This is a genomic window from Streptococcus infantis, assembly GCF_047460685.1.
Classification (GTDB): domain Bacteria; phylum Bacillota; class Bacilli; order Lactobacillales; family Streptococcaceae; genus Streptococcus; species Streptococcus infantis_AD.
In genome coordinates, this window is record NZ_JASHFS010000006.1 from 25861 (window position 1) to 41583 (window position 15723).

At 39.2% G+C, this 15723-nt stretch carries 15 protein-coding genes; 14 read left to right on the forward strand and 1 reads right to left on the reverse strand.

The window, feature by feature from the left end; translation table 11 throughout:
* The first annotated feature begins 68 nt into the window (after nt 1–68).
* The 6 genes from glgB to QM917_RS03850 all read left to right on the forward strand — a co-directional run bounded on the left by glgB (nt 69) and on the right by QM917_RS03850 (nt 7524).
* Nucleotides 69–1997: a 1,4-alpha-glucan branching protein GlgB gene (gene glgB, locus QM917_RS03825; RefSeq protein ID WP_414284913.1), complete on the forward strand. Its 1929-nt coding sequence runs from the start codon at nt 69–71 to the stop codon at nt 1995–1997.
* A complete protein-coding gene (locus QM917_RS03830; RefSeq protein ID WP_414276771.1) occupies nt 1987–3129 on the forward strand; it encodes a glucose-1-phosphate adenylyltransferase in 1143 nt (380 codons plus the stop codon). Before glgB ends, QM917_RS03830 begins: the two co-directional genes overlap by 11 nt.
* Nucleotides 3119–4258, forward strand: a complete 1140-nt coding sequence (gene glgD, locus QM917_RS03835) for a glucose-1-phosphate adenylyltransferase subunit GlgD (RefSeq protein ID WP_414276769.1) — start codon at nt 3119–3121, stop codon at nt 4256–4258. The genes QM917_RS03830 and glgD overlap by 11 nt, the downstream gene beginning before the upstream one ends.
* The gene (gene glgA, locus QM917_RS03840; protein WP_045763411.1) at nt 4255–5688 is read left to right on the forward strand and encodes a glycogen synthase GlgA; all 1434 of its coding nucleotides are present in this window, start codon (nt 4255–4257) and stop codon (nt 5686–5688) included. The genes glgD and glgA overlap by 4 nt, the downstream gene beginning before the upstream one ends.
* Before the next feature lie 62 nt (nt 5689–5750).
* Nucleotides 5751–6392, forward strand: coding sequence for a phosphoserine phosphatase SerB (gene serB, locus QM917_RS03845; RefSeq protein WP_414284914.1), 642 nt, complete (start codon nt 5751–5753; stop codon nt 6390–6392).
* 16 nt (nt 6393–6408) lie between these two features.
* Nucleotides 6409–7524, forward strand: a complete 1116-nt coding sequence (locus QM917_RS03850) for a glycerate kinase (protein WP_414284916.1) — start codon at nt 6409–6411, stop codon at nt 7522–7524.
* Here the strand turns inward: QM917_RS03850 and QM917_RS03855 are convergent.
* Nucleotides 7521–7964 (reverse strand): DUF1694 domain-containing protein, encoded by a 444-nt coding sequence (locus tag QM917_RS03855; RefSeq protein ID WP_414284918.1) that lies wholly within the window; start codon nt 7962–7964, stop codon nt 7521–7523. The two genes, QM917_RS03850 and QM917_RS03855, sit on opposite strands and share 4 nt — an antisense overlap.
* Nucleotides 7965–8128: 164 nt before the next feature.
* Here QM917_RS03855 and eno point away from each other — a divergent pair, with 164 nt between their 5' ends.
* From eno to QM917_RS03895, 8 genes are all read left to right on the forward strand, one after another.
* On the forward strand, nt 8129–9433 hold the full coding sequence (gene eno / locus QM917_RS03860; protein ID WP_000022825.1) for a surface-displayed alpha-enolase: 1305 nt from the start codon (nt 8129–8131) through the stop codon (nt 9431–9433).
* A 230-nt stretch (nt 9434–9663) separates the two neighbouring features.
* Nucleotides 9664–11004, forward strand: coding sequence for an exodeoxyribonuclease VII large subunit (gene xseA, locus QM917_RS03865; RefSeq protein ID WP_414284920.1), 1341 nt, complete (start codon nt 9664–9666; stop codon nt 11002–11004).
* Nucleotides 10982–11194: an exodeoxyribonuclease VII small subunit gene (locus tag QM917_RS03870; protein ID WP_000043228.1), complete on the forward strand. Its 213-nt coding sequence runs from the start codon at nt 10982–10984 to the stop codon at nt 11192–11194. The genes xseA and QM917_RS03870 overlap by 23 nt, the downstream gene beginning before the upstream one ends.
* Nucleotides 11191–12066 (forward strand): polyprenyl synthetase family protein, encoded by an 876-nt coding sequence (locus tag QM917_RS03875; RefSeq protein ID WP_414284922.1) that lies wholly within the window; start codon nt 11191–11193, stop codon nt 12064–12066. Before QM917_RS03870 ends, QM917_RS03875 begins: the two co-directional genes overlap by 4 nt.
* Entirely contained in the window at nt 12059–12874 is an 816-nt protein-coding gene (locus tag QM917_RS03880) for a TlyA family RNA methyltransferase (protein WP_414284924.1), read from the forward strand. The genes QM917_RS03875 and QM917_RS03880 overlap by 8 nt, the downstream gene beginning before the upstream one ends.
* Entirely contained in the window at nt 12867–13298 is a 432-nt protein-coding gene (locus tag QM917_RS03885) for an arginine repressor (RefSeq protein ID WP_049526273.1), read from the forward strand. The genes QM917_RS03880 and QM917_RS03885 overlap by 8 nt, the downstream gene beginning before the upstream one ends.
* 6 nt (nt 13299–13304) lie before the next feature.
* Nucleotides 13305–14972 (forward strand): DNA repair protein RecN, encoded by a 1668-nt coding sequence (gene recN / locus QM917_RS03890; RefSeq protein WP_414284926.1) that lies wholly within the window; start codon nt 13305–13307, stop codon nt 14970–14972.
* On the forward strand, nt 14973–15701 hold the full coding sequence (locus tag QM917_RS03895; RefSeq protein ID WP_414284928.1) for a metallophosphoesterase family protein: 729 nt from the start codon (nt 14973–14975) through the stop codon (nt 15699–15701).
* The last annotated feature ends 22 nt before the right edge of the window (nt 15702–15723 follow it).

A 15723-nucleotide genomic window follows, 5' to 3' on the forward strand; every position in this document is an offset into this window, starting at 1 on the left:
GTTGAAAGTTTTCTTAAAAGGTAGTATAATAGAAATATAGAAAACGCTTACAATAAAAGGGGGATTCAATGGATAAATTTGAGGCTTTAAGAACTTTTACTAGTGGCGAAAATTTTCATCTTCAGCACTATTTGGGAGCGCATCGTGAAGAAAGAGACGGTGAGTATGGCTATACATTCCGTGTCTGGGCGCCAAATGCGCAGGCTGTCCATCTAGTTGGTGATTTTACTAACTGGGCTGAAAATCAAATCCCCATGGTTCGTAATGAATCTGGAGTTTGGGAAGTTTTTACAACTTTAGCTCAAGAGGGACATATTTATAAATATCATATTACTCGTGCTAACGGGCATCAGCTTATGAAGATTGATCCCTTGGCAGTACGCTATGAAGCTCGTCCGGGAACAGGAGCTGTTTTAACAGAGATACCTGAGAAAAAATGGAAGGACGGTCTCTGGTTAGCTCGTAGAAAACGTTGGAGATTTTTCGAAAGACCGGTCAATATCTACGAGGTGCATGCAGGATCTTGGAAGAGAAATCCTGATGGAACACCTTATAGTTTTGCTCAACTCAAAGAAGAGCTCATTCCCTATCTTGTTGAGATGAACTATACTCATATCGAGTTTATGCCTTTGATGGCTCACCCACTTGGTTTGAGTTGGGGTTATCAGCTCATGGGCTACTTTGCTTTAGAGCATGCCTATGGTCGTCCAGAAGAATTTCAAGACTTCGTTGAGGAATGTCACATCAACAATATCGGTGTAATTGTGGATTGGGTGCCAGGTCACTTTACAATCAATGATGATGCTTTGGCATACTACGACGGCACACCGACTTTCGAATACCAGGATCATAATAAGGCTAACAACTACGGTTGGGGAGCACTCAACTTTGACCTTGGTAAAAATGAAGTCCAATCTTTCTTGATTTCTAGCATTAAGTTCTGGATTGATTTCTATCACCTAGATGGTATTCGTGTTGATGCTGTAAGTAATATTCTCTATCTAGATTATGACAATGCTCCATGGACACCAAATAAAGACGGCGGCAATCTCAACTATGAAGGCTATTATTTCCTACAACGTTTGAACGATGTGATTAAACTTGCTCATCCGGATGTTATGATGATTGCAGAGGAGTCTTCTTCAGGTACCAAGATTACTGGCATGAAGGAAATGGGTGGACTTGGATTTGACTACAAGTGGAACATGGGCTGGATGAACGATATCCTACGTTTCTACGAAGAAGATCCAATTTACCGCAAGTATGATTTTAACCTTGTAACCTTCAGCTTCATGTATGTCTTTAATGAAAATTATCTCCTACCATTCTCACATGATGAGGTTGTACATGGTAAGAAGAGTATGATGCATAAGATGTGGGGGGATCGTTATAATCAATTTGCAGGCCTTAGAAATCTTTATACTTATCAAATTTGTCACCCTGGTAAGAAATTGCTCTTTATGGGTAGCGAATTCGGTCAATTCTTAGAGTGGAAATCTGAAGAGCAATTAGAATGGTCAAACCTTGAAGATCCAATGAATGCCAAGATGAAATACTTCACATCTCAGTTGAATCAACTTTATAAGGACCACCGTTGTCTTTGGGAAATTGATACAAGCTATGATGGAATTGAAATTATCGATGCAGATAATAGAGATCAGAGTGTTCTTTCCTTTATTCGTAAAGGAAAGAAAGGCGAGATGCTAGTCTGTGTCTTTAATATGGCACCAGTCGAACGTCCTGATTTCACAATTGGACTGCCAGTTGCAGGTGTGTATGAAGAAATTTGGAATACAGAGTTGGAACAATGGGGAGGTGTTTGGAAAGAACACAATCAAACCGTTCAAACTCAAGAAGGATTATGGAAGGATTATGAGCAGACTTTGACCTTTACTTTGCCAGCTTTGGGGGCAAGTATCTGGAAAATCAAACGTCGCTTGAAACCCGCTAAAAAAAAATCAAATAAATCTCAAAAAGGAGTAGAAAATGAAGAATGAAATGCTAGCTTTAATCCTTGCCGGTGGGCAAGGAACTCGTCTCGGTAAACTCACTCAAAGCATTGCAAAACCTGCTGTGCAATTTGGTGGGCGCTATCGTATCATTGACTTTGCTCTTTCTAACTGTGCCAACTCTGGTATCCACAATGTTGGGGTTATCACACAGTATCAACCTCTTGCTCTTAACAATCACATCGGAAACGGTTCTAGTTGGGGTCTTGATGTAATTGATTCAGGTGTTTCTATCCTTCAACCTTACTCTGCAAGTGAAGGAAATCGTTGGTTTGAAGGTACAAGTCATGCGATTTACCAAAATATTGACTATATCGATAGCATTAATCCTGAGTATGTTTTGATTCTTTCAGGAGACCATATCTACAAGATGGACTATGATGATATGCTCCAATCACACAAGGATAACAATGCCAGCTTGACTGTAGCAGTCTTGGATGTGCCATTAAAAGAAGCAAGCCGATTTGGTATCATGAATACAGATGCTAATAATCGTATTGTTGAATTTGAAGAAAAACCAGCTCAACCAAAATCAACTAAGGCATCAATGGGTATCTATATCTTTGACTGGAAACGTCTGCGCAATATGCTAGTTGCTGCTGAAAAGGCTAACATTGACATGTCAGACTTTGGTAAGAATGTTATTCCAAACTATCTTGAGTCTGGAGAAAGTGTCTATGCCTATGAATTCAGTGGATACTGGAAAGATGTCGGTACTATTGAGTCCCTATGGGAAGCAAATATGGAATATATCTCTCCAGAAAATGCTCTAGATAGCCGTAATCGTCAATGGAAGATTTATTCTCGTAACCTTATCGCTCCACCAAACTTCCTTGGAGAATTTGCTCAAGTAGAAGACTCTCTTGTAGTGGACGGCTGTTACGTAAATGGTACAGTGAAACACTCTATTCTTTCTACAACTGCTCAAGTTCGTAAGGGAGCAGAAGTTGTTGATTCTGTCATCATGAGTGGAGCAGTTATCGGTAGAGGTGCTAAAATTACACGTGCAATCATCGGTGAAGGTGCAATTATTGCCGATGGTGTTGAAATTGATGGTACAGAAGAAGTACAAGTAGTCGGATATAACGAAGTAGTGGGGGTAGCAACAGATGAAGATTGATAAATATTCAGCGATTTTAGGAAATACCGTTGGTTTCCATGATATGTCAACCTTGACAAGTAACCGTCCAGTGGCAAGTTTGCCATTTGGAGGAAAGTATCGTTTGATTGACTTCCCACTTTCAAGTTTAGCAAATGCTGGGGTTCGTAGTATCTTTGGAATCTTTCAACAAGATAACATCAGCTCTGTATTTGACCATATTCGTTCAGGTCGTGAGTGGGGCTTAAACACCCTTCTTAGTCACTACTATCTTGGAATCTACAATACTCGTGTAGAAAGTAGCACTGTTGGTAAAGAGTACTATCAACAACTTTTGACATACCTAAAACGTTCAGGTTCAGACCAAACCGTTTCCTTGAACTGTGATGTTTTGGTGAATATTGATCTCAATCAAGTTTTCCATTTGCATAATACAACTAAATCACCAATCACAGTAGTTTATAAGAAATTACCTAAAAGGGACATTTCTGAAGTAAATGCAATCCTTGATATTGATGAAACTGACCATGTGCTTTCTCACAAACTCTTTGATAAAAAATCAGACCAAGAATACTACAACATGTCGACAGACATCTTTGTAGTAGACACTCAATGGTTGATTAAGCGTTTGGAAGAAGAAGCTCAAAAAGAGCATCCAGAAAAATTACGCTATGTTCTTCGTGATTTGGCAGCAAAAGAAGGTGCATTTGCATATGAATATACAGGTTACCTAGCAAATATTCATTCAGTAGAAACATACTACCAAGCTAATTTAGATATGCTGAATCAGCAAAAATTCTACTCTTTGTTCTCACCAAATCAAAAAATTCATACTAAAGTTAAAAACGAAGAACCTACCTACTATGCATCAGGTTCAAAAGTGAACACATCTCAATTTGCTTCTGGTAGTATCATTGAAGGTGAAGTGGATAAATCTATTATTTCGCGTAATGTTCGTATCAATAAAGATAGCTTGGTTAAAGAGTCTCTTATCTTCCCTCGCGTTGTCATTGCAAAAGGTGCACAAGTCGAGTATGCAATCGTTGATAAGGGTGCTGAAATAGCTGAGGGAGTTGTTATTCGAGGTACAGCAGAAAATCCTGTTATCATCAAAAAAGGAGAAAAAGTAACAGAGGATGTCCTTTCATGAAAATTTTATTTGTAGCAGCAGAGGGCGCTCCCTTTTCAAAAACAGGTGGATTGGGAGACGTTATCGGAGCACTTCCTAAATCATTAGTAAAAGCTGGGCATGAAGTTGCTGTTATCCTGCCATACTATGACATGGTAGAGGCCAAGTTTGGTGATCAGATCGAAGATGTTCTTCAATTCGAAGTATACGTTGGTTGGCGCAGACAATTTTGTGGAATTAAGAAAACTGTTTTAAACGGTGTAACTTTCTACTTTATTGACAATCAATATTATTTCTTCCGCGGACATGTGTATGGAGATTTTGATGATGGTGAACGCTTTGCCTTCTTCCAACTTGCAGCCCTAGAAGCTATGGAGCGTATCGGATTTATTCCTGATGTCCTCCACGCTCATGACTACCATACAGCAATGATACCTTTCTTATTGAAGGAAAAATACAGATGGATTCAAGCCTACCAAGGAATCAAGACTGTTTTGACCATTCATAACTTGGAATTTCAGGGTCAATTCTCTGAAAGCATGCTTTGGGACTTGTTCAGGGTTGGATTTGAGCGCTACGCTGATGGAACAGTTCGTTGGAATGACTGCCTCAACTGGATGAAGGCCGGTATTCTATACGCTGATCGTGTATCAACTGTGTCGCCAAGCTATGCTTATGAGATTATGACTACAGAGTTTGGTTGCGGTATTGATCAGATTCTTCGTATGGAATCTGGTAAGGTTTCTGGTATTGTTAATGGTATTGATACTGATTTATACAATCCAGAGACGGATGCTTTACTTGAGTATCATTTTAATAAAACTGATCTGTCAGGTAAGGCTCAAAATAAAGCGAAACTTCAAGAAAGAGTTGGTCTTCCAGTACGTCCTGATGTGCCAATGATTGGTATCGTGTCACGTTTGACTCGTCAGAAGGGCTTTGATGTGGTGGTTGAAAGCCTGCATCGTATGCTTCAAGAGGATATTCAAATTGTTCTCTTGGGAACTGGAGATCCAGGATTTGAACAAGCTTTCTCTTGGTTTAGTCAAGTATTCCCAGAAAAACTTTCTGCCAATATTACTTTCGATGTGAAATTAGCTCAAGAGATTTATGCAGCATGTGATATTTTCCTCATGCCAAGTCGCTTTGAACCGTGTGGACTTTCACAAATGATGGCCATGAGATATGGTACGCTTCCTTTAGTAAACGAGGTGGGTGGACTTAGAGATACAGTTCAAGCCTTTAATCCAATTGAAGGAACAGGTACAGGCTTTAGCTTTAACAACCTAACTCCATACTGGCTCAACTGGGCATTGCAAACAGCTTTGGATGTTTATCACAACCATCCTGATGTTTGGAAAAATATGCAAGTTCAAGCTATGGAATGTGATTTCTCTTGGGATACAGCCTGCAAGTCATATCTTGATTTGTATCACAGTTTAGCAAACTAAATAGTTAAAATCGTATGATACCTTCATACGATTTTTTGAGATTCTGAAAGTAAGGCAATTATATGAAAAAAATTAAAGGACTCTGTGTACTGGATGTAGATGGGACACTGATAGAAGAGGAAGTTATTGATTTGTTGGGGAAAGAAGCAGAATGTGAAGAAAAAGTAGCTCTACTGACTGTCCAAGCTATGAGAGGAGAACTTGATTTTGAAGAAAGCCTGAGAAAACGTGTTTCTTTATTAAAAGGACTATCTGTAGATACTTTTGATAAGATTTATCATGAACTACACCTTAGTAAAAATGCTGCGCAATTTATTAATACTCTGCAAAAAAATCAGATAGAAGTGGGTCTAGTTTCGGGTGGATTTACACCTGTGGTTGAAAGAATAGCAAAAGATTTAGGGATTTCATTATTTGCTGCTAATCAACTGGAAATCAGAGATGGTTATTTAACTGGAAATCTTGTTGGTCCTATTATCAGCAGAGAAGTTAAAAAAGAAACCCTAGTAAGATGGGCTGATGAATTAGAGGTACCAATCGATAGAACAATTGCTATTGGAGATGGAGCTAATGATTTAGCAATGTTGAAGAGAGCTGGAATCGGGATTGGCTTTTGTGCCAAAGAAATCGTGAAAGGAGAAATTCCCCTTCAAATTGAAGATAGAGATTTAACAAAAGTATTGCATCTGATAGATTTCCTTTGATTAGAAAGATGAGTGTATGAAAATTGTTATAGCACCGGACTCTTTTAAGGAGAGTCTCCCTGCAAGTGAAGTAGCTAAAGCTATTAAACGAGGCCTTAAAAAGGCTCTACCTGAATCGAAATGTTTGCTCTTACCTGTAGGCGATGGAGGGGAAGGAACAGTGGATGCCATTAAAAATTCACTTGGTCTTGTAGAAAAAACTGCTTTAGTAACAGGTCTCTTTGGAAATGAGGTTCAAATGACTTATGTTCAAAAAGGAGAACTTGCTCTGTTCGAGGTGGCCGATTTAGTTGGGCTTGCTAAAATTCCTATTAAAAAACGAAATCCCTTGAAGATTCAAACAAAGGGGATTGGTCAACTGATTCTGCATTTAATAGAGCATGGCATGAAAGAAATCTATATCGGAGTCGGTGGGACATCCACTAACGATGGTGGGATTGGTATTGCTTCAGGACTCGGTTACCAGTTCTATGACAAAAATGGAAATGAACTTTTAGATATTGGTCAGTCCTTGTTTGAAATTACTGATATCTCAAAGGAGAAAGTTATATCTATTCCTTCTGATGTGCGAATTAAAATCTTAGCAGATGTGACAAATTCACTCTGTGGATCACACGGTGCCACTTACACATTTGGGAAACAAAAAGGATTAGATCCAACTCAATTTCATGAAGTTGATTCTGCTATTGAAAACTTCTATCGTAAAGTTGCCCCTGAAATCTTAAAGCTGGAAGGAGCTGGAGCAGGTGGTGGTATTGCAGCTGGCTTATGCGCTTTTGCTGGAGCAACAATTGTGTCTGGTATTCAAACTTGTTTAGATCTAATCGGTTTTGATCAGAAGGTTGCGGATGCAGATCTTGTCATCGTTGGTGAAGGTAGGTTAGACGCTCAAAGTCTAGCTGGCAAGGCTCCAATCGGGGTAGCAAAAAGAACACCAGATGGTGTTCCAGTTATTGCTATTTGTGGGAGTTTGTCAGGGGATTTAGCACCCTTACCATTTGAAAAAATCGTTGCAGCCTTTTCTATTCTAGAAAAAAGTGAACCACTAGAAGAGAGTCTGAAAAAGGCAACAGACTATTTAGAAAATACAGCTGCAAACATTGGTCAGATCTTAGCTTTGAAGAAGCATTAACCAAACCACTTTTTCCAAAGAGAAGTAGGAGCTTTGGTCTCTTTTTCTTGCCACAAGTCTGAAAAGGCCTTTTTAAGGTCTTTTTCATTTATTTGAACAGGGGCATCACTATGAATAATCAAGCCAAAAGGGGATGAATTGTGATCTTCTGAAACGATAGTCGCTTGGCAGTCAGCATCTTTGGCTTGTTTTAAATAATAGACCTGTTTTTCAAATACTACTTGAGGAGAAATCTTGACAAACAGAGGTTCAGTTTCTTTTTTTAGACTCTCTAAAATAGATACATAACCCTTATAAAAATTATCATCATTAGCTGTTTCTAGGTCTGCATAGCCAAGGACACGTTCCTCAAATGTTCCGAGAAAACGTCTCTGTTCATCTGGATTTAGTTTAAGCCCACCATGAGCTTTTTCTAGGATTTGTTTTGATACATCAGTCATAAAAATAGTATATCATAAAATAAAGGAGAAAACAGATAAAAGAAAGCGATTACTTTATAAACTTAAGGAAAATTTGCACAAAGATAACGTTTTTCCTTGAAAAAGGAGTCTTTTTAAGGTATCATAGAGGTGTAAAAAATTTAACTCAATAAGGAGAGTAAAAAATGTCAATTATTACTGATGTTTACGCTCGCGAAGTCCTAGACTCACGCGGTAACCCAACACTTGAAGTAGAAGTTTACACTGAATCAGGTGCTTTCGGACGTGGTATGGTTCCATCAGGAGCTTCTACTGGTGAACACGAAGCAGTTGAACTTCGTGATGGTGACAAATCTCGTTACGGTGGTCTTGGTACACAAAAAGCTGTTGACAACGTAAACAACATCATCGCTGAAGCAATCATCGGCTACGATGTACGTGACCAACAAGCTATCGACCGTGCTATGATCGCACTTGACGGAACTCCTAACAAAGGTAAATTGGGTGCTAACGCAATCCTTGGTGTGTCTATCGCTGTAGCTCGTGCTGCTGCTGACTACCTTGAAATCCCACTTTACAGCTACCTTGGTGGATTTAACACTAAAGTTCTTCCAACTCCAATGATGAACATCATCAACGGTGGTTCTCACTCAGATGCTCCAATCGCTTTCCAAGAATTCATGATAGTACCTGCTGGTGCACCAACATTCAAAGAAGCTCTTCGTTGGGGTGCTGAAATCTTCCACGCTCTTAAGAAAATCCTTAAATCTCGTGGTCTTGAAACAGCCGTAGGTGACGAAGGTGGATTCGCTCCTCGTTTCGAAGGAACTGAAGACGGTGTTGAAACTATCCTTGCTGCTATCGAAGCTGCTGGTTATGTTCCAGGTAAAGACGTATTTATCGGATTTGACTGTGCATCATCAGAATTCTACGATAAAGAACGTAAAGTTTACGACTACACTAAATTCGAAGGTGAAGGAGCAGCTGTTCGTACTTCTGCAGAACAAATCGACTACCTTGAAGAATTGGTAAACAAATACCCAATCATCACTATCGAAGATGGTATGGACGAAAACGACTGGGATGGATGGAAAGCTCTTACTGAACGTCTTGGTGGTAAAGTTCAATTGGTTGGTGACGACTTCTTCGTAACAAACACTGCTTACCTTGAAAGAGGTATCGCTGAAGGCGCTGCTAACTCAATCCTTATCAAAGTTAACCAAATCGGTACTCTTACTGAAACATTCGACGCTATCGAAATGGCTAAAGAAGCTGGTTACACTGCCGTTGTATCACACCGTTCAGGTGAAACTGAAGATTCAACAATCGCTGACATCGCAGTTGCAACAAACGCAGGACAAATCAAGACTGGTTCACTTTCACGTACAGACCGTATCGCTAAATACAACCAATTGCTTCGTATCGAAGACCAACTTGGTGAAGTAGCTGAATACCGTGGATTGAAATCATTCTACAACTTGAAAAAATAAAATAGTTCAGTGAACTATTTTATCCCGAACCTTGAAACTCAAAAGTTCGGCTCTTGATTAAACAAGATTTAAGCCCCTCGGATTTGATCCGAAGGGCTTTTGTATATTATAAGACAAGGTCAAAGAAATCCAGTCTTGTTTTTGTATTCTAGAGGTGAAAAAAGAGATTTTTAAACGTTTTTTTGGTATAATAATACCCAGGAAAAACTAGAGAGAAGAAGGAGGTAGAGATGGAAAAGTATTTATCGGTTACAACTTTGACCAAGTATTTAAAAATGAAATTCGATAAAGACCCCTACTTGGAACGGGTCTATTTAACTGGTCAAGTCTCTAACTTCCGTAAGCGTCCAACGCATCAGTATTTTTCTCTTAAAGATGACCGAGCGGTTATTCAGGCAACCATTTGGTCAGGTATTTATCAGAAACTAGGTTTTGATTTGGAAGAAGGGATGAAGATCAATGTGGTTGGTCGCGTCCAAGTCTATGAGCCAAGCGGAAGTTATTCTATTATCATTGAAAAAGCTGAACCAGATGGTGTTGGTGTCTTGGCTATCCAATTTGAACAACTTAAGAAGAAACTGGCAGAAGAAGGTTTGTTTCAAGAGCGATTTAAACAATCTTTACCACAATTTTCAAAAAAAATAGGTGTGGTGACCAGTCGAAGTGGTGCTGTTATCCAAGATATCATCACTACAGTCAGTAGACGTTTCCCTGGTGTGGAAATTGTCTTATATCCTACTAAAGTTCAAGGTGAGGGTGCTGCAGAGGAGATTGCTCGTAACATTGCGAGAGCCAATGAAAGAGATGACTTAGATGTTCTGATTATCGGCCGTGGGGGAGGTTCCATTGAAGATCTTTGGGCCTTTAACGAAGAGATTGTAGTTCGCTCTATCTTTGAATCACGGTTACCCATCATTTCAAGTGTGGGTCACGAAACAGATGTCACTTTGGCTGATTTTGTTGCGGATAAGAGAGCGGCAACGCCGACAGCTGCTGCTGAACTCGCTACACCAGTAACTAAGTTAGATCTTTTGACCTATCTTCAGAATCAAGAAAAACGAATGACTACAGCAGTTAAGCATAGTTTATCAAAGAAAAAAGAAGCTTTGAGAATTCTCAGTCAATCGGTCATCTTCAGACAACCAGAGCGTTTATATGACGGTTATCTACAACGCTTGGATCAGTTACAGCTACGACTGAAGCAAGGACTGAATACTGAATTGGTTCGAAATCAACAAAAGGTGCAAGAACAAGTCCACCGTTTGGAACAATTATCACCAATCATCAAGATCCAGCGTTATCAGGATCGTATTTTCCAACTGCAAAAACTAATGCGTAGCCAGATGGCTGTGACCTATGATGCAAAAGTAGCAGAAGTAAAACGCCTATCAGAAGCTCTCCTTATGCTAGATACTAGTCGAATTGTAGCCAGAGGTTATGCAATTGTCAAAAAGGGAGAAGTCGTAGTGGCTTCTGCGAAAGATTTGAAAGAAAATGACCAAGTATCACTGTTGATGCGGGACGGTCAGGTAGAATTAGAGGTTAAAGATGTCAAAACAAAAGAAATTTGAGGAAAATCTAGCAGAACTTGAAACGATTGTTCAAAGCTTAGAAAATGGTGAAATTGCTTTGGAAGATGCTATTTCTGCTTTTCAAAAAGGAATGCTCTTATCCAAAGAATTGCAGGCAACACTTGATAAGGCTGAAAAGACCTTGGTCAAAGTTATGCAAGAAGATGGAACAGAAAGTGAACTGGTATGAACAAGCAGGAAAAACTAGCTTTGGTCGAGTCAGCTCTTGAATACTTTTATGGCGACCAACAATTTGCATCCAGTTTAAGAGAAGCTGTTCTTTATTCCATACATGCAGGTGGTAAACGGATTCGTCCTTATTTGCTTTTAGAAGTTTTGGACTCCTTGCAAGTGCCTATCACTCAGGAACATGCTCAAGTTGCAGCGGCACTAGAAATGATTCATACAGGAAGTTTGATCCATGATGATCTTCCTGCTATGGATAATGATGATTTTCGTCGGGGACGTTTGACCAACCATAAGGTGTATGGTGAAGCTCTAGCTATTTTAGCAGGGGATGCGCTTTTTTTGGATCCCTATGCTTTAATTGCTCAAGCTGGTTTACCGAGCCAAACTAAGGTAGATTTAATAGCAAATCTATCACTTGCTTCTGGTAGTATGGGAATGGTAGCTGGTCAAGTATTGGATATGGAAGGTGAAGGAAAACACTTGAATTTAGAGGAACTTCAGACTATCCATGCTAATAAGACCGGTAAACTTTTAGCCTTTCCTTTTCAAGCAGCTGGAATCATTGCTGAATTAGATAAAAATCTTCAAAATCAACTTAAAACTGTTGGAGAACTGATTGGTCTTGCTTTTCAAGTGAGAGATGATGTCCTTGATGTTACCGCAAGTTTTGAGGAAATCGGCAAGACACCCCAGAAGGATTTGCAAGCCGAAAAGTCAACTTATCCTGCATTGTTGGGATTAGATCAGGCGATAGCATTTTGCAATCAAACCTTGGATCAAGCTAATGCGAAACTTGAAGAGATTAGCCAAGTTGTGAGCTTTGATAAGGAACCAATTGTGAAAATAGTAGAAAGTTTGAGAATCAATGGCTAAGGAAAGAGTAGATGTATTAGCTTACAAACAAGGTTTATTTGAAACGAGAGAACAAGCCAAACGTGGTGTTATGGCTGGTTTGGTAGTCGCTGTTTTAAATGGCGAACGATTTGATAAACCAGGAGAAAAAATTCCTGACGATACAGAGTTGAAACTCAAGGGCGAAAAACTTAAGTATGTCAGTCGTGGTGGCTTGAAACTTGAGAAGGCGCTAGATATTTTTGATCTATCAGTTGAGGGACAAACGACCATTGATATCGGAGCTTCAACAGGTGGTTTTACTGACGTCATGTTGCAAAATGGTGCTAAACTAGTTTTTGCAGTTGATGTTGGTACTAATCAACTGGCATGGAAATTACGCCAAGACCCTCGTGTTGTCAGTATGGAGCAGTTTAATTTCCGTTATGCGGAAAAAACTGATTTTGAACAGGAACCAAGTTTCGCAAGTATCGATGTCAGTTTTATTTCCTTAGGCCTTATTTTGCCGGCTTTACACCGTGTCTTAACTGATCAAGGTCAGGTTGTAGCTCTAGTTAAGCCTCAATTTGAGGCTGGTCGAGAACAGATTGGTAAAAATGGAATTATCAGAGATGCCAAAGTTCACCAAAATGTTTTAGAATCAGTTACTAAAATGGCAGTTGATGAAGGATTTTCAGTTTTAGGATTGGACTATTCTCCTATTCAAGGTGGTCATGGGAATATCGAATTTTTAGCCTATTTGCGAAAAGAAGATCACGCAATCAATCAGGTTACTTCTGAAATAGAAAAAATAGTGGAGAAAGCACATAGAGAATTTAAAGATGAATAAAAAAGAGAGACTTGAGAAGATTAGAAGATTTGTTACAGATTATCAAATCGGAACACAGGAAGAAATCGTTGAACACTTGAGAGAAGCGGGTATCTCTGCTACTCAAGCAACAGTCTCCCGAGATATCAAAGAATTAGGTATTGTAAAAATTCCATTGAAGGACAATACTTACATCTATGAATTACCAAAATCAATCGTTAGAAGCTTGCAGTTGGCAGAAAATAATATTATTCATGCTGAACGCATGGGGCATATGATCAATTTGCAAGTTATTCCAGGGAATACTATTTTTGTCAAGAGTCAGTTGATGACTGTTTTTTCTGACCAAATTTTTAGCTGTATTGCTGATGATAATTCCATCTTGATGGTATTGAGAAGTGAAGAAACAGCCAAAGATATTTTTGAGCAAGTTAAAAATTGGTAGGATTATATGTTACTGGAAATTTCGATTAAAAATTTTGCTATCATCGAATCAATTTCTTTGAACTTTGAACAAGGGATGACAGTTTTAACTGGTGAAACAGGTGCGGGTAAATCAATCATTATTGATGCTATGAATATGATGTTAGGAGCTCGAGCTACAACAGAAGTTATTCGTCATGGGGCTCCAAAAGCGGAAATTGAAGGTCTTTTTTCAATTGAAAGTAATCGCGCGCTAGAAGAAATTTTTGATGAACAAGGATTAGAATTAAGTGATGAAATCATTATTCGTCGCGAAATTTTACAAAACGGTCGAAGCATCAGTCGTGTCAATGGACAGATGGTTAATCTGTCAGTGTTAAGGACGATTGGTCAACAGCTAGTTGATATCCATGGTCAACATGACCAAGAGGAGTTAATGCGCCCACATCGACATATCCAGATGTTGGATGAGTTTGGGGATGCTTCTTTCTTTGAATTAAAAGAAGCCTATCAGATGAGCTTTGATAACTATCGCCGTATGCGCAAGCAAGTGCTTGACATCAAAAAAAATCAGCAGGAACACAAGGCTCGAATTGAAATGTTGGAATTTCAGATGGCTGAGATTGAAGCAGCTAATTTGAAAGCTGGTGAAGATATTGCCCTTAATCAAGAAAGAGACAAACTTCTTAACCATAAACATATCGCCGATACTTTAACAAATGCTTATAGTATGCTTGATAATGAAGAATTTTCAAGCCTTGCAAATGTTCGTTCGGCCATGAATGATATGGAAAGTCTTGAAGAGTTTGATCCAGAGTATCGTGAGATTTCAAACTCCCTTTCTGAATCCTATTATGTTCTAGAAGATATCACCAAGCGCTTGGAATCCATTATTGATGATTTAGACTTTGATGGGAATCGTTTGATGCAGGTTGAAAGCCGACTAGATTTAATTCACACCATTACCCGTAAGTATGGTGGTAGTGTAGATGATGTCCTTGAATACTTTGCCAAGATTACAGACGAATACAATCTTCTAACAGGAAATAATCTATCTTCTGAAGATATGGAAATCGAACTCAAGAAACTTGAAAAAAATCTTGTGGATTTAGCAGGTCAAGTTGCTCAAGCTCGCCATAAAATAGCGCAGGACTTAGAAGCTGAAATCAAGCAAGAATTGCAAGACCTATACATGGAGAAAGCACAATTTCAAGTTCGTTTTAGTCAAGGAAAATTCAGTCGGGAAGGTAATGAGAGTGTTGAATTTTACATTTCAACCAACCCTGGAGAAGATTTTAAACCATTAGTAAAAGTAGCTTCTGGAGGAGAATTGTCTCGTTTGATGTTGGCTATCAAGTCCGCTTTTTCTCGTAAGGAAGGCAAGACCAGTATCGTCTTTGATGAGGTGGATACGGGAGTCTCAGGGCGTGTAGCTCAAGCCATTGCACAAAAGATTCATAAAATTGGACAGCACGGTCAAGTATTAGCTATTTCTCACCTTCCTCAAGTTATTGCGATTGCAGATTATCAGTTCTTCATCGAAAAGATTAGCAATGAACATTCAACCGTTTCAACAGTTCGCTTGTTAACAGTTGAAGAAAGGATTGAAGAAGTCGCTAAGATGTTGGCTGGGGAGAATGTGACAGAAGCAGCATTAACTCAAGCGAGAGAATTATTACAAAGTAAGGAGAAATAAATGACAGACTATTATGTAATTGGTGATGTCCACGGAAAAGTTGGAATGTTAGAAGATTTACTTAAAACATGGGATGGCAAGACTCAATTACTCTTTCTTGGAGATTTGATTGATAGAGGAGAAGATAGCCGCCGTGTTCTTGAAATGGTCAAGGATTTAGTAGATAAGCAAGGAGCTATCTGCTTATCAGGAAATCATGAGTATATGTTTTTAACTTGGTTGGATAATCCTGAAGAAAGCTATGACCACTATCGTCGTAATGGTGGGGATACAACCATTAATTCCATCTTAGGCCGTCCACTAGATGCACCAGTAGATGGAGTAGCAGATGCAAAGCGTGTTGAGACAGAAGCAGCAGACTTAGTGGAGTTTATCCGTCAGATGCCTTTTGTCATTGAAACGGAAAAGTATATCTTTGTTCATGCCGGTATTGATTTGACTTTGGATGATTGGCACGATACTACTGACTATAAGAAGGTATGGCTCAGAAAACCATTTCACGAAGCAGCCAATCATACTGGAAAAACCATTGTCTTTGGACATACACCAGTCTATGGTTTGTTGGATCAAAAACCTGGTACATCTGAACTTTGGATGACAGAAGACGGTAAGATTGGAATGGATGGAGGAGCTGTCTACGGTGGTGTCCTTCACGGTATTGTCTTTACCGACCAAGGTATGACTGAGCACTATTTCATCGAAAATGATGGCTTTGTTGCTGAAGATTAGTACTCCTAACAGGGTATAGTCT

Coding starts and splice junctions, on each gene's coding strand:
- glgB (WP_414284913.1), top strand. CDS start 69: ATGGATAAATTTGAGGCTTTAAGAACTTTTACTAGTGGCGAAAATTTT.
- QM917_RS03830 (WP_414276771.1), top strand. CDS start 1,987: ATGAAGAATGAAATGCTAGCTTTAATCCTTGCCGGTGGGCAAGGAACT.
- glgD (WP_414276769.1), top strand. CDS start 3,119: ATGAAGATTGATAAATATTCAGCGATTTTAGGAAATACCGTTGGTTTC.
- glgA (WP_045763411.1), top strand. CDS start 4,255: ATGAAAATTTTATTTGTAGCAGCAGAGGGCGCTCCCTTTTCAAAAACA.
- serB (WP_414284914.1), top strand. CDS start 5,751: ATGAAAAAAATTAAAGGACTCTGTGTACTGGATGTAGATGGGACACTG.
- QM917_RS03850 (WP_414284916.1), top strand. CDS start 6,409: ATGAAAATTGTTATAGCACCGGACTCTTTTAAGGAGAGTCTCCCTGCA.
- QM917_RS03855 (WP_414284918.1), bottom strand. CDS start 7,964: ATGACTGATGTATCAAAACAAATCCTAGAAAAAGCTCATGGTGGGCTT.
- eno (WP_000022825.1), top strand. CDS start 8,129: ATGTCAATTATTACTGATGTTTACGCTCGCGAAGTCCTAGACTCACGC.
- xseA (WP_414284920.1), top strand. CDS start 9,664: ATGGAAAAGTATTTATCGGTTACAACTTTGACCAAGTATTTAAAAATG.
- QM917_RS03870 (WP_000043228.1), top strand. CDS start 10,982: ATGTCAAAACAAAAGAAATTTGAGGAAAATCTAGCAGAACTTGAAACG.
- QM917_RS03875 (WP_414284922.1), top strand. CDS start 11,191: ATGAACAAGCAGGAAAAACTAGCTTTGGTCGAGTCAGCTCTTGAATAC.
- QM917_RS03880 (WP_414284924.1), top strand. CDS start 12,059: ATGGCTAAGGAAAGAGTAGATGTATTAGCTTACAAACAAGGTTTATTT.
- QM917_RS03885 (WP_049526273.1), top strand. CDS start 12,867: ATGAATAAAAAAGAGAGACTTGAGAAGATTAGAAGATTTGTTACAGAT.
- recN (WP_414284926.1), top strand. CDS start 13,305: ATGTTACTGGAAATTTCGATTAAAAATTTTGCTATCATCGAATCAATT.
- QM917_RS03895 (WP_414284928.1), top strand. CDS start 14,973: ATGACAGACTATTATGTAATTGGTGATGTCCACGGAAAAGTTGGAATG.